Annotated in this window: 19 protein-coding genes; 15 read left to right on the top strand and 4 right to left on the bottom strand. The window is 71.4% G+C overall.

What is annotated here, in order from left to right:
- Window positions 1-116 precede the first annotated feature (116 nt).
- Window positions 117-1,100, top strand: coding sequence for a 2-phospho-L-lactate transferase (cofD, locus tag ACFV3I_RS01310; protein ID WP_378822202.1), 984 nt, complete (start codon window positions 117-119; stop codon window positions 1,098-1,100).
- A gap of 35 nt (window positions 1,101-1,135) precedes the next feature.
- Window positions 1,136-1,606 (top strand): aromatic ring-opening dioxygenase LigA, encoded by a 471-nt coding sequence (locus ACFV3I_RS01305; protein ID WP_136033914.1) that lies wholly within the window; start codon window positions 1,136-1,138, stop codon window positions 1,604-1,606.
- Between the two features lie 18 nt (window positions 1,607-1,624).
- Here the strand turns inward: ACFV3I_RS01305 and ACFV3I_RS01300 are convergent, their stop codons facing one another.
- From ACFV3I_RS01300 to ACFV3I_RS01290, 3 genes are all read right to left on the bottom strand, one after another.
- Entirely contained in the window at window positions 1,625-2,431 is an 807-nt protein-coding gene (locus tag ACFV3I_RS01300) for an ABC transporter ATP-binding protein (RefSeq protein ID WP_378822201.1), read from the bottom strand.
- A gap of 79 nt (window positions 2,432-2,510) precedes the next feature.
- On the bottom strand, window positions 2,511-3,581 hold the full coding sequence (locus ACFV3I_RS01295) for a putative F420-0 ABC transporter permease subunit (protein ID WP_378822200.1): 1,071 nt from the start codon (window positions 3,579-3,581) through the stop codon (window positions 2,511-2,513).
- A complete protein-coding gene (locus ACFV3I_RS01290; RefSeq protein ID WP_378822199.1) occupies window positions 3,578-4,561 on the bottom strand; it encodes a putative F420-0 ABC transporter substrate-binding protein in 984 nt (327 codons plus the stop codon). The genes ACFV3I_RS01295 and ACFV3I_RS01290 overlap by 4 nt, the downstream gene beginning before the upstream one ends.
- A gap of 228 nt (window positions 4,562-4,789) precedes the next feature.
- On the opposite strand from ACFV3I_RS01290, the gene ACFV3I_RS01285 reads away from it, so the two are divergent.
- The 8 genes from ACFV3I_RS01285 (at window position 4,790) to ACFV3I_RS01250 (ending at window position 11,277) form a co-directional block, all read left to right on the top strand.
- On the top strand, window positions 4,790-5,755 hold the full coding sequence (locus ACFV3I_RS01285; RefSeq protein WP_136035178.1) for an alpha/beta hydrolase: 966 nt from the start codon (window positions 4,790-4,792) through the stop codon (window positions 5,753-5,755).
- The gene (locus ACFV3I_RS01280; protein WP_136035177.1) at window positions 5,752-7,158 is read left to right on the top strand and encodes a dihydroorotase family protein; all 1,407 of its coding nucleotides are present in this window, start codon (window positions 5,752-5,754) and stop codon (window positions 7,156-7,158) included. The genes ACFV3I_RS01285 and ACFV3I_RS01280 overlap by 4 nt, the downstream gene beginning before the upstream one ends.
- 1 nt (window position 7,159) lies before the next feature.
- Entirely contained in the window at window positions 7,160-8,134 is a 975-nt protein-coding gene (locus ACFV3I_RS01275) for an LLM class flavin-dependent oxidoreductase (RefSeq protein WP_136035176.1), read from the top strand.
- Window positions 8,135-8,174: 40 nt separating this feature from the next.
- Window positions 8,175-9,002, top strand: a complete 828-nt coding sequence (locus ACFV3I_RS01270) for an ABC transporter ATP-binding protein (protein WP_136035175.1) — start codon at window positions 8,175-8,177, stop codon at window positions 9,000-9,002.
- Window positions 8,999-9,832 carry an ABC transporter permease gene (locus ACFV3I_RS01265; protein ID WP_136044370.1) on the top strand — a complete coding sequence of 278 codons (834 nt, stop codon included), beginning with the start codon at window positions 8,999-9,001 and terminating at the stop codon, window positions 9,830-9,832. The genes ACFV3I_RS01270 and ACFV3I_RS01265 overlap by 4 nt, the downstream gene beginning before the upstream one ends.
- Window positions 9,829-10,662: an ABC transporter permease gene (locus tag ACFV3I_RS01260; RefSeq protein ID WP_136044371.1), complete on the top strand. Its 834-nt coding sequence runs from the start codon at window positions 9,829-9,831 to the stop codon at window positions 10,660-10,662. The genes ACFV3I_RS01265 and ACFV3I_RS01260 overlap by 4 nt, the downstream gene beginning before the upstream one ends.
- Before the next feature lie 106 nt (window positions 10,663-10,768).
- On the top strand, window positions 10,769-11,020 hold the full coding sequence (locus ACFV3I_RS01255; protein ID WP_378822198.1) for a type II toxin-antitoxin system Phd/YefM family antitoxin: 252 nt from the start codon (window positions 10,769-10,771) through the stop codon (window positions 11,018-11,020).
- The gene (locus ACFV3I_RS01250) at window positions 11,017-11,277 is read left to right on the top strand and encodes a Txe/YoeB family addiction module toxin (protein ID WP_378822197.1); all 261 of its coding nucleotides are present in this window, start codon (window positions 11,017-11,019) and stop codon (window positions 11,275-11,277) included. Before ACFV3I_RS01255 ends, ACFV3I_RS01250 begins: the two co-directional genes overlap by 4 nt.
- Window positions 11,278-11,342: 65 nt before the next feature.
- On the opposite strand, the gene ACFV3I_RS01245 is transcribed toward ACFV3I_RS01250, so the two are convergent.
- Window positions 11,343-12,419, bottom strand: coding sequence for an ABC transporter substrate-binding protein (locus ACFV3I_RS01245; protein ID WP_378822196.1), 1,077 nt, complete (start codon window positions 12,417-12,419; stop codon window positions 11,343-11,345).
- 189 nt (window positions 12,420-12,608) lie between these two features.
- Between ACFV3I_RS01245 and ACFV3I_RS01240 the strand changes: the two genes are divergently transcribed.
- Genes ACFV3I_RS01240 through ACFV3I_RS01220 form a run of 5 tightly spaced genes read left to right on the top strand, consistent with a single transcriptional unit; the run spans window position 12,609 to window position 16,890 of the window.
- Window positions 12,609-13,613 carry an alcohol dehydrogenase catalytic domain-containing protein gene (locus ACFV3I_RS01240; protein ID WP_378823192.1) on the top strand — a complete coding sequence of 335 codons (1,005 nt, stop codon included), beginning with the start codon at window positions 12,609-12,611 and terminating at the stop codon, window positions 13,611-13,613.
- A 27-nt stretch (window positions 13,614-13,640) separates the two neighbouring features.
- The gene (locus tag ACFV3I_RS01235; protein ID WP_136035168.1) at window positions 13,641-14,819 is read left to right on the top strand and encodes a CaiB/BaiF CoA-transferase family protein; all 1,179 of its coding nucleotides are present in this window, start codon (window positions 13,641-13,643) and stop codon (window positions 14,817-14,819) included.
- Window positions 14,819-15,682, top strand: a complete 864-nt coding sequence (locus ACFV3I_RS01230; RefSeq protein ID WP_378822195.1) for an amidohydrolase family protein — start codon at window positions 14,819-14,821, stop codon at window positions 15,680-15,682. Before ACFV3I_RS01235 ends, ACFV3I_RS01230 begins: the two co-directional genes overlap by 1 nt.
- Before the next feature lie 21 nt (window positions 15,683-15,703).
- Window positions 15,704-16,546 (top strand): hypothetical protein, encoded by an 843-nt coding sequence (locus ACFV3I_RS01225; protein WP_378822194.1) that lies wholly within the window; start codon window positions 15,704-15,706, stop codon window positions 16,544-16,546.
- Entirely contained in the window at window positions 16,543-16,890 is a 348-nt protein-coding gene (locus ACFV3I_RS01220; protein WP_378822193.1) for a hypothetical protein, read from the top strand. Before ACFV3I_RS01225 ends, ACFV3I_RS01220 begins: the two co-directional genes overlap by 4 nt.
- Window positions 16,891-16,918 lie beyond the last annotated feature (28 nt).

The following is a 16,918-nucleotide window of genomic DNA, read 5'->3' as shown; positions in this document are numbered from 1 at the left end:
TCGGCGCGCGGGGCCACGCTCGCCGGAGCGGCCGCCTCGACCGACGTCGAACCCGGGCCCGAGGCCGCCCCGCGGATCGTCGTGCTCGCCGGGGGCGTCGGCGGCGCGAAGTCACGGTGGGGGTGCGCGAGGCCGCACGGCGATGCTGGCCGGACGGCGCCGGGGGCACGCGCGCCCGGATCACCGTGATCGCGAACACCGGCGACGACCTGTGGCTGAGCGGCCTGCGACTCCAGCCCGACGTCGACTCGATGGTCTACGCGCTCGCCGGGGTCAACGACACCGCGCGGGGCTGGGGCCGGGCGGGCGAATCCGAACGCACCGCCGCGGAGCTGCACGCCTGGGGTGCCGGGTGGCCGTGGTTCACGCTCGGCGACCTCGACCTCGGCACGCACATCGCCCGCACCGGGTGGCTGCACGAGGGCGCGACCGTGACCGAGGTCGTCGCGCGGCTCGCGTCGCGCTGGCCGCTCGGGGTCGCGCTGCTGCCGATGACCGACACCGAGGTCGACACGCACGTGGACACGACCCTCGGGCGCATGCACTTCCAGGAGTGGTGGACGCGCCACCGGGCGACCGTCCCCGCGCAGCGCTTCGACAACCCGCGGATCGAGCGCGCGACCCCGGCGCCGGGCGTGGTCGAGGCCATCGCCGCGGCCGATGCCGTGCTCTTCGCCCCGTCGAACCCCGTGGTGTCGCTCGGGCCCATCCTGGCCGTGCCCGGGCTCGCCGCGGCCGTGCGGGCGGCCCCCGGTCGGGTGGTGGGGGTGTCGCCGATCATCGCGGGATCCCCCGTGCGGGGCATGGCCGATGCGTGCCTGGCCGCGGTCGGCCTTCCCCCCACGGCCGATGCGGTCGGACGGCACTACGGCCCCCGCGCCACGGGCGGCCTGCTCGACGCGTGGCTGATCGCCGAGGAAGACGCCCCTCTCGCGCCCGACCTCGAGGCGCGGGGGCTGCCCGCGCCCGTGCACCCGCTGTGGATGCGCGACCTCGACACCGCCGCCGCCCTCGCCGCGGCCGCTCTCGGGGAGGCACTCGGGGAATCACCCGGCTTATTTCCGGCCGTGCCGCGAGAGGCGCAGCGGCCCCGGCCCTAGCCTGGAGGCGCAGTCCCGAGGCGAGGAGAGCGGCCATGAGCGAAGCGACCGAGACCACCGAAGTCCGTCACCCCGACGACGGCAGGAGACGGATCGTGAAGGTCGTCGGCGTGCTGGGCATCGTCGGCGGCATCGTGCTGATCGTCGCCGGCATCGTCGTCTGGATCATGGTGTCGTCGCAGCTGCGGGCGGAGAACATCACGATCCCCGACGACGCGATGGCCTTCCAGGGGCAGACGGTCGCCGGACCGCTCACCGCCTACGTGCAGGCCGACATCATCCAGCACCACGCGCTCGAGGCGTCCGACGGCAAGACCTACGCGGAGCTCGCGATGGACGACCCGGTGCGGGCCACCCTGATGAACGCCTCGTTCCTGCGGGCGTCCCTGTTCACCTCCGTGGTGTCGTTCGGCGTCGCGGCGTTCGCGATGGGTATCGGCGTGCTGTCGATCCTGTTCGGCTGGGCCCTGCGCTCGCTGGCCGTCCTCCGCCCGCGCTCCGCCTGAGCACACGCACGCGCGGGGTCACCGCAGCACGGCGGGCTCGGGGTCGAACACGATCAGCGGGCGGCCGCTGCCCGCGCGGGACAGCACCTGCGCGTCGACCTGCCAGACGCGGGCGATGAGCTCCCGCGTCAGCACGTCGCCCGGGGTTCCCGCGGCCTGAACCCGTCCGTCCGCGATCACCACGATGCGGTCGGCGAAGGCGGCGGCGTGGTTGAGGTCGTGCAGTGCGGCGAGCACGGTCATGCCGTCGTCGGCGAGGTGACGGAGCAGTGCGAGCGCGTCGAGCTGGGCGCGGATGTCGAGGTGATTGGTCGGCTCGTCGCACAGCAGCAGCGACGGGCGCTGGGCGAGCGCCCTGGCGAGGTTCACGCGCTGGCGCTCGCCGCCGGAGAGCGTCGCGGCGTCGCGGTCGGCGACCGCCAGGGCCCCCGCGCGGACGAGGGAGTCGTGCACGGCCGCGGCGTCGCCCTCCTCGCCGTCGAAGGACAGCCATCCGCGGTGGGGCAGCAGCCCGAGCGCCACGATGTCGCGTCCGGTCAGCCCCTCGGCCGCCGACCACTCCTGCTCGACCAGGGCCACGCGTTGCGCACGGGCGCGGCGGCGCAGGTCGGGCAGCGACACCCCGTCGAGCGCGAGAGCCTCCACCTCGCCGCGAAGGGTGCCGGCGATCAGGCGCAGCAGCGTGCTCTTGCCGGAGCCGTTGGGGCCCAGAAGCGCCGTGACCGCACCGCCGGGCGCCGTGAGGGACAGGTCGTCGAGGATCGCCCGGTCGCCGTGGCCGAACCGGAGCCGCCGCGCGTCGAGGCCGTCGGTCGCCGGGCTCACGAGCGTGCCGTCCGTGGGCGCTGCCGCGGAGCGGATGCGGGTCCGGCGCTCGGCGCGCTCAGCCCACCAGTCGCCCCGCTCATGCCCTGGCCTTCCGCATGCGCAGCATCAGGGCGGCGAACACGGGCCCGCCGATCAGCGCCGTGACGATGCCGACCGGCAGTTCGCGCGGATCGAACACGGTGCGGGCGATCGTGTCGGCCCAGATGAGGAACACGGCCCCCGCCAGGAACGACACCGGCAGCAGCACCCGGTGCCGTGAGCCGACGACCGCGCGCACCGCGTGGGGCAGGATCAGCCCGACGAAGCCGATCGATCCGCTCACGGCGACCAGGGCCCCGGTGAGCAGTGCCGTGCAGACGAACAGCAGCACGCGCAGCCGGGTGACCGGCAGGCCCAGCGCCTCGGCGGCGGTGTCGCCGAGTACGAGGCTGTCGAGCGGGCGGGCGGCCGCCAGCAGCGGCACGGCGCACACGAGCGCGGCGGTCCCGGCCAGCGCGACCGAGGACCAGTCGGCGCCGCCGAGGGAGCCGAGCAGCCAGCTGAGGATCTCGCGGTAGCTGTCGGTCGTCGCGCGCCAGAAGATCACGAGGCTGGTCAGCGCGCCGAGCACCGCCGACACGGCGAGCCCGGCCAGCACCACGGCGGTCGCGGAGGAAGCGCCGGCGGCCCTGGCCAGCCCCAGTGTGAGCGCCAGGGCGAGCAGTGCCCCGGCGAACGCCGCGAACGGCAGGGCCACGGCGGCGCCGAGCACGATCACGATCACGGCGCCCGTGGACGCTCCCGACGACAAGCCGAGCAGGTACGGGTCGGCGAGGGGGTTGCGGGTGAGGGCCTGCATGACCGCGCCGCACAGCGCGAGGCCGCCACCCACCGCGGCGGCCGTGAGCACGCGGGGCACCCGTCCCTCCCACACGATCGCGTCGCGGATCGGACTCAGCCCGCTCGCGGCCCCGGTCAGGTGCGACCACGCGCTCGCCAGCAGCTCGGACGGCGTGATGTCGGCGGGACCGATGGCGACCGCCGCCACGACCGACCCCGCGAGCGCGAGCAGCAGCACCGCGGTCGCCGAGGCCGCGCGCCCCCGTCGCCGTGCCGGGCGGACGACCGCGGCCGGGGCCGCCGTGCGCAGCGGCGCCGCGACGCTCACAGCTCTCCGAGCCGCGCGACGATCGCGGCCACCGCGTCGACGTTGCGGATCCCGGCCTCCGTCGCCGGGAAGTCCACGACCACGTACCGCTCGTTCCGCACGGCGTCGAGCTGGGCGGTCACCGGGTTCGACGCCAGCAGCTCCTGCTTCGACGCGGCGGTGTTCCACGCGGCGTCCACCAGCACGATCACGTCGGGGTCGGCCTCCGCGATCAGCTCCCACGAGGTCGAGGTCCAGGTGTCGTGCACCTCGGCGAACACGTTCTCCAGCCCCGCGGCCGCCATGATCATCTGCGGGGCGCCGATGCCCGCGCCGACGAAGGGCTGGTCGCTGCCCGACGAGTACCAGACGGCGGAGAGCCCGCGGTCGTCGGGGGCGATCGCGTCGAGGGCGGTCCGCTGTTCCGCGACGAGGGCCGCCGCGGCCTTCTGCTCGCCGAGCAGCTCGCCCGCCTCGGTGAAACCGTCGAACACGTCGTCGAACGTGAGCGGGTCGGGCATGTAGCCGGGCGCCTTGCACGCCGCCGGGGCGACGTAGGTGGCGATGCCCAGCTGCTGCAGGTCGTCGCGCTCGCCGGCGCCGTCGACCGAGAAGTTCGACTCCCATCCGGCGAACACCAGGTCGGGTTCGAGCTCGAGCACGGCCTCCTTCGAGGGCACCTTGTCCGACACGGTGGGGATGCCGTCGGCCTCCGCCGCGAGCGCCTCGGGGAGCGGGCCGTCGGTGAAGGCGGAGCCGATGATGCGGTCGCCCGCGCCGAGGGCCAGGGCGAGCTCGAGGGTGGAGGACTTGACCGTGAGGATGCGCTGCGGCGGTCCGTCGAGGGTCACCTCGGTGCCGCAGTTGTCGAGGGTCGCACGGGGCCGGTCGGCGTCGGCGGCTGCGGGGGAGGCGGGGCCGCTCGCGCAGCCGCTGAGGCCCGCGGCGAGGAGGAGGGCGAGGACGGGGGTGGCGCCGAGCGCGCGGGCGGTGGGGGTCATGGTTCTCCGGAGGACGTGGGCGGGGAGGCGCGGGTGTGTGCGCGGTCGCAGTCCAGGTCGGGACCACCGGCGCCGGCCAATCGGGTCGGCGCGATGCGGTCATGCTAGCTCGGATTTTGGATCCAATCAATACTGGATTCTGGATCCAAAATGGGTCATGATGAAGAAGCCCCACCGCCGCGGCGCACATCGCCCGATCGCGACGCCGCGTTCAGCCGAGAGGAATCCATGCAGACCACACCCGTCTCGTTCTTCAGCGAGGGCTCCCGCATCTCCGCGATCTGGCGGACCCCCGACCATGACGGCCCGTACCGCGCGATCGTGCAGGGGCCCGGCTGGCTCGGCCTCAAGGACGCCAAGCTCTACGTCCGCTACCACGAGGCCCTCGTCGCGGCCGGCTTCGCGGTGCTCGTGATCGACTACCGCGGCTTCGGCGACTCCGACGGCGACCGCGGCTACCTCTCGCCCGCCTGGCAGCTGCAGGACCTCGTCAACGCCGTCACCTACCTCACCACGCGCGACGACGTGATCGCCGACGCCATCGGGGTGTTCGGCACCGGCGGCACCGGCGGTGGCAACGCGGTGCTGCTCGCCGACGTCGATCCGCGCGTCAAGGCCGCCGTCAGCCAGGTTCCCGTGGCCGACGGCGAGGACTGGCTGCACCGCATGCGCAGCGAGTACGAGTGGCTCGACTTCCAGAAGTCGCTCGACGACGACCGCCGCCGGCGCGTCACCACGGGGGAGGGCCGCATCGTGCACCCCCGCGAGGAGATCATGATCCCCACGGCCGAGCGCCGCGCCACCACCATCAAGGCCGACGTCGACGACCGCATCCCGTCCGCGGTGCCGCTCGCGTGCGCCGAGGGCATCATCGCCTACCGCCCCATCGACGCCGCGGCCCGCCTGACCACGCCGCTGCTCGTGATCGGCGTCGAGGGCGATGCGACCACGCCGACCGATCACGCCGAGGCGCTGTACGAGGCGGCGCGCGGCCCCAAGCAGCTCATCATGCAGCGGCACACCACGCACTACGCCGCCTACGACACGTACTGGGAGCAGACCACCCCGGTGATCGTCGGCTGGTTCGACACGCACGTGCGCCCCGCGCATCTCATCCACCGGACCACGCCGTCGCCCGCGATCGGCGAGTCCATCCAGACAGAATCCGTTCAGGAACAGGAGGTCGCGCGATGAGCGTCGATCTGAAGATCACCGGCGGCACCGTCGTCACCCCCGCAGGACCGGTCGTCGCCGACCTGCTCGTCGCGGACGGCCGGGTCGCCGGCATCGTCGCGGCCGACACCGACATCGACGCCGCGCGCACGATCGACGCCACCGGCAAGCTCGTGCTGCCGGGCATGGTCGACGTGCACGTGCACACCCGCGAGCCCGGCTACGAGCACAAGGACGACATCTACACGACCAGCCTCCAGGCCGCGGCCGGCGGTGTCACGACGATGTTCGGCATGCCCAACCTCAAGCCGCCCACGACCGACGTCGCCACCCTCACCGACGTGTTCCGGCGCTACGAGGAGTCGTCGATCGTCGACTGGAACCACAACCCCGCCCCGACGAAGTTCGCCGAGATCGCGGGCATGAGCGACCTCGGCATCCGCGCCTACAAGATCTACATGGTCGTCGACACGGGCCGCGACTACCCGCACCCCTCCGGAACCGGCATCCACGACCACGGGCACCTGCTCGAGATCATGGACCACATCGCCCAGACCGGGAAGCGCTTCATCGTGCACCCGCACGACCAGGCGCTCATGGACTACATCGAGGGCGCCTACCTCGCCCGCGGCGAGAACACCCCGCAGGGCTACGCCTCCGCCTACGCCGCGCGCGAGGGCGTGATCTGGGACACCGCGATCGACGTGGTGCTGCGGCTCGCCGAGGCCTCCGGCTGCCCCGTGCACATCGCGCACATCCAGACCCGGCGCTCGATCGAGGCCGTGCGCCGCGCCAAGCAGAACGGAATCGACGTCACGTGCGAGGTCAACCACTGGGCGCCGTTCCTGTCCACGTGGGACGACGTGGAGACCCTCGGTCCCTACGCCCTGAGCTACTGGGTGCCCGACGACAACCGCACCGCCGTGTGGGAGGGCATGCGGGACGGCACGATCGACATCGCCGCCAGCGACCACGCCCCGCACACCCGCGAGGAGAAGGAGGTCGGCTGGACCAAGATGTGGAGCTCGCACACGGGCACCCCGGGCATCCAGTACTACTACGAGCTCATGCTCGACGCCGTGAACAAGGGCGAGCTCGACCTGCAGCGCGCGATCGACATGGTCGCCCACATCCCCGCCGCGAAGTTCGGCCTGGAGGGCGTCAAGGGCTCCCTCACGATCGGCGCCGACGCCGACATCGTGATCGCCGACCTGGCCGACGAGTGGACCATCACGAACGACGACGTGCTGTCGAAGATCGGCTGGACCCCGTACGACGGGCGCACCATCAGCGCCCGCATCCAGCGCACGCTCGTGCGCGGAGAAGACGTGTACGTCGACCGCGAGGTCGTCGGCGACCCCGCCTTCGGAAAGCTCGCCGCCTCGGCGGAAGACAGGGCGGCACTGGCCGCAGAGAGGAACTGACATGAAATTCGGACTGCTGCTGCCGCACTTCGGCGAGGAGGCGAGCAAGGAGAAGCTCCTGGAGGGGTCGAAGCTCGCCGAGAGCTTCGGATTCGACTCCGTGTGGGTGCGCGACCACCTCGTGTTCGAGCCGCACGGCGAGATGGAGAAGCCCAACCGCACGTTCTACGACGCGCTCACCACGCTCACCGCCATCGGCGCGGTGACCGAGAAGATCGAGCTCGGCACCGGGTCGCTCATCCCGTTCCGGCACCCGCTCGTGACCGCGCTGATGGCCGGCACCATGACCCAGCTGCTCGGCCCGCGCCTGATCCTCGGCTTCGGCGCCGGCACGTTCGACCACGAGTTCGAGGCGATCGGCTGGGGCGACCTGGACCGCGTGGAGATGGTGCGCTCGAACGCCGAGATCCTGCGCCGCGTGTTCACCGAGAACGACGTCACCTACGACGACGGCATCTTCTCGTTCGAGAACGTCACCATCGAGCCCAAGCCCGTCGGCGGTCGCATCCCGTTCTGGTACTGCGGCGCGACCCCGCGCTCGGCCCGCCTCGCGGCGGAGTTCGCCGACGGCTGGATGCCCGGTCGCACCGGCCTCGCCACGATGGAGAAGCGCATCCAGACCATGCGCGAGATGACCGACGAGAACGGCCGGCCGATGCCGACCATCGCCGTGATCCCTCCCACCTCCATCGAGGACACCCGCGAGGAGGCGCTCAAGCACGTGAACATCCCCGGCCTGCTGGCGTGGGCGAACAAGGCGAAGTTCGCGGTGAAGCCGCCGTCCGGCAGCTTCGAGACCGTGGAAGACCTGGAGGGTCAGCTCATCGTCGGCAGCCCCGACGAGGCGGTCGATCAGATCCGCCGGTTCGAGGAGATCGGCACCGAGCACCTGGTGTTCGACTTCCGGTTCAAGTTCGATCGGTTCTTCGAGCAGATCGAGCTTCTCGGCACCGAGGTGCTTCCTAAGCTGCGATAAGCCGCGCACCCGAGCGCGGCGACAAGACGAGAGGTCGACGATGACTGACGTGAAAGACACCGCACCCTCCGCCACGGACCCGTTGATCTCGGTCACCGGACTCTCCGTGAGCTACGACGTGGCGCGCACGGGGAAGAAGCTGATCGCGATCGAGAACGTCGATCTCGACGTGTTCGAGGGCGAGTTCATCACGGTGCTCGGCCCGTCGGGGTGCGGCAAGACGACGTTCATGAACGTCATCGCCGGCCTCGTCGCGCCGAGCACCGGGTCCGTCCTGGTGGATGGCACGGAGGTCGACGGCCCGGGACCCGACCGGGCCGTCGTCTTCCAGGACTACGCGCTGCTGCCCTGGCGCACGGTGTTCGACAACGTGAAGTTCGGGCTCGAGATGCAGAAGGGCCTGCGCACGGCCGACTGGCGCGAGCGCGTGCAGGAGGCCATCGACATGGTGGGCCTCAAGGGCTTCGAGTCGTCGTACCCGCGGGAGCTGTCCGGCGGCATGCAGCAGCGGGTGGGTCTCGCCCGGGCGTTCGTCGCCGAGCCGCGCATCCTGCTGATGGACGAGCCGCTGGGCGCCGTCGACGCCCTCACCCGCGAGGTGATGCGCGACGAGATCGAGAAGCTGATCGAGAAGACCGGCAAGACCGTCCTGTTCATCACGCACTCGATCGAGGAGGCGATCCTCCTGGGCGACCGCATCGTGGTGTTCAAGAGCCACCCCGGCGCGATTAAGGAGATCATCACCACCGGGATCGAGCGGCCGCGCTCCGAGCGGTCGGTGCAGCACGATCCCCGCTTCCTCGAACTCCGCGACCACCTCTGGGAGGCGCTGGAGGGCGAGGCCACGGCGGCAGCGGTGTCGAAATGAGCGCGCTGCTCGCCACGGGACCGAACCTCGGACGCGGCGGGGTCGCCGCCTGGCTCGCGGGGCTGAGCACGCGCGGCAAGGCCGCGGTCATAGCGGTCGAGGTCGTCGTGCTCCTGCTGCTGTGGCAGCTCGTGGTCGGAGTCCTCGGCTGGATCAACCCGGTCTTCCTGCCGCCCCCGCTGTCGATCGCGCAGGGCTTCGGGGAGATCATCGCGAACGGGTCGCTCGCCGCGAACGCCGGGATCTCGGCGCAGGCGTGGCTGACCGGCTTCGCGCTCGCCGTGGTCGTGGGCATCCCGGTCGGCCTGCTGATGGGCTCGTCCCTCCCGGTCGACCGCGTGGTCGGTCCGATCGCCTGGACCATCTACGCCACCCCGTCGATCGCATACCAGCCGCTCGCGAAGGCCTGGTTCGGCTTCGGCATCGGACCGGTGATCTTCCTCGTCACGATTAGCGCGATCTTCCCGATCCTGCTGAACGTCGCCGCGGGCATGCGCACCACGAACCCGTCGATCATCCGCGCCGCGCGCGTGTACGGCGCGGGCCGCCTGCGGCTGTACCGCTCGGTGTACCTGCCGTCGACGATCCCGTTCCTGTTCGCCGGTCTCCGCCAGGCGGTCGTGCTCGCCACGATCGGCATGGTCGTGGCCGAGCTCGCCGGGTCGTCGAGCGGCATGGGCGCGCTCATCATCCGCGCCTCCAACACGTATCAGACGGATCAGGCGTTCGCGGCGATCGCGATCGTCGTGGTGTGGAGCGTGGGCATGACCCAGGTGGTCACCGCGATCGAGCGCGGGGTCGCGCCGTGGACGAGGAAGGGCAGGCGATGAGCGTCGTCTCGGCAACCGGCACCGTGCGGATCGTGCGGCCCCGGCGCGTGGTGCGTGCGGGCGAGGGCAGGTGGACGCTGCTGCTGATCGCGGTCGTGGCCGCCGTGCTGCTCGTGTGGGAGGCGGCGGTCACCTGGTTCCAGTGGGTGCCCGAGGCGTTCCTGCCCGCCCCCAGCGCGATCGCCGTGGCCTTCGGGCGGCTCATGGTCGACCCGGAGTTCTGGGGCGCCTTCGGCTTCAGCGTCACGAACCTGCTCATCGGCCTGGCCATCGCGATCGTCGTGGGTGTGGTCGTGGGGCTCGCGGTCGGCTGGTCACCGGTGCTGCGCTTCATGGTGGCCCCGTTCCTGTGGGTGCTGTACTCCACGCCCAAGGTCGCGCTCGCTCCGCTGTTCATCCTGGGCCTCGGGCTCGGCAGCGAGTCGAAGATCGCCCTCGTGATCCTGCTCGCGGTGTTCCCGATCCTGCTGAACACGATGGAGGGCGCGGTCACCGTGAACCCGTCGCTCGTGAACGCGGCGCGCGTATACGGCGCGAAGGGCATCGGGCTGGGGTGGAAGGTCATCTTCCCGGCGACGCTGCCCTACAGCCTGTCCGGCATCCAGCGCGGTGCGGCCCTCGGCTTCACGGGCGAGGTGCTCGGCGAGTTCCTCGGCGGGACCGGGGGCCTCGGTCACCTGCTGGAGTTCGCGGCGTATCAGTTCCGCATGGACGAGGCGATCGCGATGGTCGTGGTGATGGTGATCATCGCGAACCTGACGCTGTTCCTCATCTCGGTGCTGCGCCGCAGGCTGGCGCCCTGGTACGACGAGCGGAAGATCGTCGGCTGACGCCGCCCCCGACTCCCGGCCCCCGTCTCATGCGCGACGGGGGTCGGGTCCGCCTTCTCGCTCCGCCGAGTGGTACGCTTTTCTGTACCACTCAGGAGGTGACGAGATGACGGCGATCTCCGCGACCGAGGCGCGGAAGAGTCTCTTCGGTCTCATCCAGCAGGTGAACGACGACCATGCTCCGGTCGAGGTCGTGTCCCGCCGCGGCAACGCCGTGCTCATGTCGAAGGACGACTACGACGCGCTCACGGAGACGGCCTACCTGCTCCGCAACCCCGTCGGCGCGGAGCGGCTCCTCTCGGCACTCGAGCGCGCCCGCCGAGGTGAGTCCGAGCAGCACCACCTGATCGACGAGTGAGCAGGCGGCTCGCCTTCGACCCGCACGGGTGGGAGGACTACACCGACTGGCAGGGCCAGGACCGGAAGACGCTGCGACGGATCAATCAGTTGATCGCCGATGTCCTCCGTGACCCGTTCGAGGGCATCGGCAAGCCGGAGCCCCTGAGGCACGTGCTCTCCGGCGCCTGGTCCCGCCGCATCGACCAGACCCACCGCCTCGTGTACTACGTGAGCGACGAGCAGATCGTGATCCTCCAGGCCCGCGATCGCTACTGACCCGCGGACGCGACGAGGCCCCACCGCCATGCGCAACGGTGGGGCCTCGTCCGGGGGCGTGCGGCTCAGGGGTAGGGGAGCGTCGCCGGTCCCTCGTTGTCGAGCCCGAGCAGCTCCTGCGCCTTGAACAGGTGCGCGAGCTGCGCGTCGTCGAACTCCAGCGGCTCGAGCTTCTGCGTCTCGATCGTGGTGTCCCAGGCGTCCGCGTCGAAGTACAGGTTCGGGCAGGCGAGGTGGCCGTCGAGGATCCAGACGCTGTCGGAGTCGCGGAGCTCCTGCACGTCGAAGTCGTTGGCCTCGTAGATGTCCAGCGCCTCCTCCGCGTTCTCCGGGAACTCGCCCGGTGCCGGCGCGGTCATGAAGTCGGTGGCCTTGAGCGTGGCGCGCAGGAACCGCACGAGCGAGTTCGGGTTCTCCTTCACCCAGGCCGTGCCGGCGATCTGCACGTCGTTGGCCCAGTTGCGCAGCGACTCCACGACGATGTTCGCGCCGTGCTCCTCGAGCGCCGCACGGTCGTCGGCGTAGAAGGGCTGCAGCGAGATGCGGTCGTTCACGAAGAACTCGGTCCACGATTCGGAGCCGGGTCCGGGGTAGACGACCTCCGCGTTGACGCTCTCGAGGTCCCAGCCCTCTTCCGCGAGCACCTGTGCCCGCTGGAACTCGGCCGGGTCGCCGGGGGTTCCGGCGAGGACGATCGAGGTGCCGTCGAGGTCTTCGACGCTCTCCACGTCGGACTGGGCCGCGAAGTCGAAGTTCTGGCGGCAGTAGTGACCCGACACCAGGTCGATCTCCACGCCGCCGCGGATGGCGTCGATCACGGTGCCGGTGGACTCCACGCCGATGTCGGCGCTGCCGCTCGCGACCGCGGCGGTGACGTTGTCGGCGGTGATGACCTCGACGGTGAGGCCCTCCTCCTCGTAGTAGCCGAGGTCGGTGCCGAGGACGAACATCGAGTACATCGTGACGTCGGGGAAGGGGATGGCCACCGTGATGCTGGTGTCTTCGGCGGCGCCGGGTTCCCCGTCGCCGAGGTCGACCGGGCCGTCGGGTGCGGGTGTCGGCGAGGTGCAGCCGGCGAGCAGCGTCAGTGCTGCTGCGCCTCCGGCCACGGCGAGGCCGAGCCTGGTTCTTGTCGTGCGCATGACTCTCCATTCGGGCAGTGCGTGCGCCCCTTCGTGAGGGGGGCGTCTCACGCGGATTTTGGGATACGGTATCCAATTTGGTATCGGCTGTCCATGCTTCGGCCGATATCGTGCTGACAACGGGGTCTGGACGACCACGATGAAAATTGGATACAGTATCCGAAACAGTCCCGCGATGAAGAGGTGACCATGCGTGCCGCCGTGCTGAGCAGCCACGACCTGGACGGCCTGACCGTCACGGAGTCGGCGGTGCCGTCGGCCGCTCCGGGCGAAGTGCTGATCCGCGTCGAGACCGTGGGCATCAACCAGCTCGACCTCAACGTCATAGCCGGCGTCGGCCCCGGAGCGCACGCCCGGCTCCCGCGCATCCTCGGCATCGACCCGGCGGGGGAGATCGTCGCCGTCGGCTCCGGCGTCGACCCCGCGCGCCTCGGCCAGGCCGTGGTCGTCAAGCCCAACATCGCCTGCGGCACGTGCCCGCGCTGCCACGCCGGAGACGAGGCCGACTGCCCATCGCAGACCGTCGTCGGCGTGCACCGCGACGGCGGCGCCGCCGAGTTCGTCGCGGTGCCCGCACGCAACGCGATCGACCGCCACGGCCTGACCGCTGCCGACGCCACGGCCGTGGTGCACAGCGCCCCCATCGTGCTCAACGCCCTGCGGATCGCCGCGCTCGCCGCCGACGAGCGGATCCTCGTCACCGGTGCGGGCGGAACGCTCGGTCGCGCAGCCGTCGCGATCGCGCTCGCCCGGGGAGCCCGCGTGGTCGCCGCCTCCCGCCGGCCCCTGACGCCGGTCGGCGACGAGCGGCTCCTGCACGCGCCCGATCCCGCCGCCCTCACGGCCGCCCTCGCCGCGGAGGACGGCTTCGACGTGGTGCTCGACGTCTCCGGCCACGGCCACACGCTGAGCGCCGGGGTCGCTGCGCTCGGCTGGGGTGGACGGGCCGTGTTCTGCTCGGCCTCGGTCGACCCCGACCTGCGGATCGATGCGCGCGACTTCTACCTGCGCCGCAAGCGCCTCGCGGGTGCCGCGAGCGCCCGGTACGACGACGTGGCGGAGGCCCTCGCCCTCGCCGCCGCCGGAGTGCTGCCGCCGCTCGCGGGCGCCCGGTACGCGCTCGACGACATCGCCACGGCCTACCGCGACTTCCCCCGCGCCGGCGACGGGAAGGTGATCGTGGATGTGCGCTGACCACGGGTATCGAAGAGGAGACCAGACGTGACGAGTACTGCACTGCCGGGCGCCGGGGCGCTCGCCGGGATCCGGGTGGTCGAGCTGGGCCAGTACATCTCCGGCCCTTTCGCGGCGAAGCTCCTGGCCGACCTCGGTGCCGAGGTGATCAAGGTCGAGTCGCCGGAGGGCGACCCGATGCGGCGGTGGGAGGGTCGAGCGACCATGAGCCCGCAGTTCGCCGCGTACAACCGGGGCAAGCGCGGGGTGGTGCTCGACCTGAAGAGTCCGCAGGGGCTGGCGGCGCTGTTCGCCCTGGTCGCCGACGCCGACATCGTGCTCGACAACTTCCGACCGGGCGTCGCCGAGCGGCTCGGCTTCGGTCCAGAGGCCCTGCACGCGCACAACCCGCGCGTCATCACCTGTTCCATCACCGGCTTCGGCCCCACGGGACCCTCGGCGAAGCGTCCCGCCTACGACACGGTGATCTCCGCGACCGGCGGCATGTACAGCCAGGTCGTCCCCGCCGACACGATCCGCCCGCTCGGCCCGGCGTTCTCCGATCTGCTGTCGGGGATGTCGGCGGTGCAGGCGGTGCTCGCGGCCCTCCACGCCCGCGACGTGAGCGGGGAGGGCGAGCACGTCGAGGTGTCGATGGTGGGTGCGCTGCTCGACTTCCTCACCGAGTCCGCCTCCGCGTTCCTGGAGACAGGGCAGGTGTCGTCGCCGGACTCGCGTCCGCGTCGCGCCCAGGCGTACGCGTGCCGCGGCTCCGACGGCAAGGCGTTCGTGATCCACATGTCGGTGCCGGAGAAGTTCTGGACCGGGCTGCTCGACGTGCTGGAGCGGCCCGACCTCGCCGACGACCCCCGGTTCGCGACCAGGGAGGGGCGCGTGCGGAACTACGACGAGCTCGACGCGGTGCTCAAGGAGATCGCCGCCACCCGTCCGCGCGCCGAGTGGCTGGAGCGCCTGGCCGCGCACGACATCCCGCACGGCCCGCTCAACACGATGGGCGACCTGTTCGACGACCCGCAGATCGCGAGCATGGGCCTGGTCGAGGAGATCGCGGGACCGGGCGGCGCGGTGCGCGTGCCGGTGCCGAGCACCCGGTTCCACCGCAGCGGCCGGCCCGAGCTGGTCTATGCGCCCGCGCTCGGGGCCGACACCGAGGAGCTGACCGGCCTGCGCATCGCGGCCGGAACCCTGAACGAAGGAGCGGCCTGATGCCCGGCATCGACGACCTGGTGGCGATCGACGTGCACACCCACCCGCAGACCGAGGAGTTCATCGCGGCGATGGGTGCGCGGCACACGCAGATGGCCGCGCACTTCGGGCGGGAGCGGCCGGTCGTGTCGTTCGCCGAGCAGGCCGACCAGTACCGCGACCGCAGGATGATGGCCGTGATCGTCAACTCCGACTCGGAGACGACCAGCGGGATCAAGGGCGCGCCCAACGACCTGCTGGGCCGGGCGCAGCGAGACCACCCCGATGTGTTCCTGGCCTTCGCGGGCATCGACCCGTGGAAGGGCGAGGCGGCGATCGCCGAGATCCGCCGCATGCACGACGAGTACGGCATCAAGGGCGTGGGCGAGCTGAACCCGTCGCGGCAGAGGTTCCTGGCGAACGACCGTCGGTTCTGGCCGATCTGGGAGACCTGCGCCGCGCTCGGGCTGGTGGTCATGTTCCACTCCGGGTTCCCCGGTGCGGGCGCCGGCACCCCGGGCGGCGGAGGGTACCGGCTGGAGAACGCCCGCCCCGTGCCCTACATCGACGACGTCGCGGCCGAGTTCCCCGAGCTGAACATCATCAGCGCGCACCCGGCGTGGCCGTGGCACCTGGAGAACCTGGCGATGGTGTGGCACAAGTCGAACGTGTACCTCGACCTCTCCGGCTGGGCTCCGAAGTACCTGCCACCCGAGGTGGTGCGCTACGCGGACTCGCTCATCTCCGACCGGGTGCTGTTCGGCTCGGACTGGCCCGTGATGACCGCGGACCGGTGGATGGCGGAGTTCGACGAGCTCGGCTTCAAGGAGGAGTCGCGCCGCAAGATCCTGATCGACAACGCGCGGAAGCTGTTCCGGCTGTGACCGCGGAGAAGGGAGCCGACCGTGGCTGAACTGGTGCTGGCGGCGGCGACCCCGCACAACCCGCTGCTGTGGCGCGCGATGCGGGAGCCGTATCCGCCCGACCTGGTCGCGGTGGAGGCGAACTTCCGGCGCATCCGCGAGGCGATCGCCGAGGCCGAGGTCGAGGCGCTGATCGTGCTCGGCACCGACCACGTGCGGCAGTTCTTCGCCGACAACTCGCCCGCGTTCATCGTCGGCAAAGCCGCGACGTACCACGGCACGTACGAGAACGAGGTGCGCACGTTCGGCATGGAGTACGCCGAGCTCACCGGGCATCCCGAGCTCGCGGCGCAGATCGCCGGACGCGAGGTGTTGCCCGAGGCGATCGACTTCTCGGTGTCGCACGAGTGGCGGCTCGACCACAGCTTCGTCCTCCCGCTGCAGTACGTGCGGCCCGAGCTCGACCTGCCGATCGTGCCCATCCACGCGAATGCCATCCTGCCGCCGCTGCCCTCGGCCGCGCGGTTCGCCGCCCTCGGACATCACCTGCGCGCCGCGGTCGAGTCGTGGGACGGCGGGGCCAGGGTGGCGCTGCTCACCTCGGGCCACATGGCCACCGACGTCGGAGGGCCGCGCACGTTCAACGGCTCGCCCGACCCCGCGTTCGACGCCGAGGCGGTCGGGTGGATGCGCGACGGCGACCTCGACGCCGCGATCGCCGGCTGCCGGTTCGACCGCATCATGGTGGCGGGCAACGTTACGTACCAGTACGTGAACATCGTCGCGGCCCTCGCCGCGATGCAGGGCCGCCCGGCCGAGCTGGCGGAGGCCACCACGTCGCGTTTCGCCTCGAGCCCGTTCTTCCTGTGGAGGTCTGCATCGTGAGCAGGTACATGGTCGGCAAGTTCATGCGGGCGGTCGAGATGAGCACGGCCAACGTGAACGCGTACGTCGCCGATACCGAGGGCTTCGTCGACCGGTGGCTGGCGGGCGGCGCCGGGCCGGATGCGGTCGCCGACGACCGGGAGCTGACGCCGCAGGAGCGGGCGGCCTTCATCGCGCGCGACTACGGGGCGCTGTACGGGCTCGGGGCGCATCCGTACCTGCTGTGGCACTTCACGGAGGCGGTGTACGAGCACGAGTACACGGAGGGCTTCGGCTGGCGCGAGCTCGTGGAGCGCTACCGGGCGGCGATCATCCCGCACGGCGAGGTCGACGACATCCTCTGAGGCGGGCGGAGAAGATCCGCTCTTGACA

This window comes from Microbacterium sp. NPDC059771, assembly GCF_042732495.1.
Taxonomy (GTDB): Bacteria; Actinomycetota; Actinomycetes; order Actinomycetales; family Microbacteriaceae; genus Microbacterium; species Microbacterium sufflavum.
Note: the sequence above shows the minus strand (reverse complement) of the source record. Positions and strands in the feature narration are given on the sequence as shown.

What these genes read in the sequence shown, in the direction of transcription:
- ACFV3I_RS01240 (WP_378823192.1), top strand. Translation starts at nt 12,609, where the DNA reads ATGCGTGCCGCCGTGCTGAGCAGCCACGACCTGGACGGCCTGACCGTC.
- ACFV3I_RS01305 (WP_136033914.1), top strand. Translation starts at nt 1,136, where the DNA reads ATGAGCGAAGCGACCGAGACCACCGAAGTCCGTCACCCCGACGACGGC.
- ACFV3I_RS01230 (WP_378822195.1), top strand. Translation starts at nt 14,819, where the DNA reads ATGCCCGGCATCGACGACCTGGTGGCGATCGACGTGCACACCCACCCG.
- ACFV3I_RS01290 (WP_378822199.1), bottom strand. Translation starts at nt 4,561, where the DNA reads ATGACCCCCACCGCCCGCGCGCTCGGCGCCACCCCCGTCCTCGCCCTC.
- ACFV3I_RS01275 (WP_136035176.1), top strand. Translation starts at nt 7,160, where the DNA reads ATGAAATTCGGACTGCTGCTGCCGCACTTCGGCGAGGAGGCGAGCAAG.
- ACFV3I_RS01245 (WP_378822196.1), bottom strand. Translation starts at nt 12,419, where the DNA reads ATGCGCACGACAAGAACCAGGCTCGGCCTCGCCGTGGCCGGAGGCGCA.
- ACFV3I_RS01265 (WP_136044370.1), top strand. Translation starts at nt 8,999, where the DNA reads ATGAGCGCGCTGCTCGCCACGGGACCGAACCTCGGACGCGGCGGGGTC.
- ACFV3I_RS01255 (WP_378822198.1), top strand. Translation starts at nt 10,769, where the DNA reads ATGACGGCGATCTCCGCGACCGAGGCGCGGAAGAGTCTCTTCGGTCTC.
- ACFV3I_RS01270 (WP_136035175.1), top strand. Translation starts at nt 8,175, where the DNA reads ATGACTGACGTGAAAGACACCGCACCCTCCGCCACGGACCCGTTGATC.
- ACFV3I_RS01285 (WP_136035178.1), top strand. Translation starts at nt 4,790, where the DNA reads ATGCAGACCACACCCGTCTCGTTCTTCAGCGAGGGCTCCCGCATCTCC.
- ACFV3I_RS01260 (WP_136044371.1), top strand. Translation starts at nt 9,829, where the DNA reads ATGAGCGTCGTCTCGGCAACCGGCACCGTGCGGATCGTGCGGCCCCGG.
- ACFV3I_RS01280 (WP_136035177.1), top strand. Translation starts at nt 5,752, where the DNA reads ATGAGCGTCGATCTGAAGATCACCGGCGGCACCGTCGTCACCCCCGCA.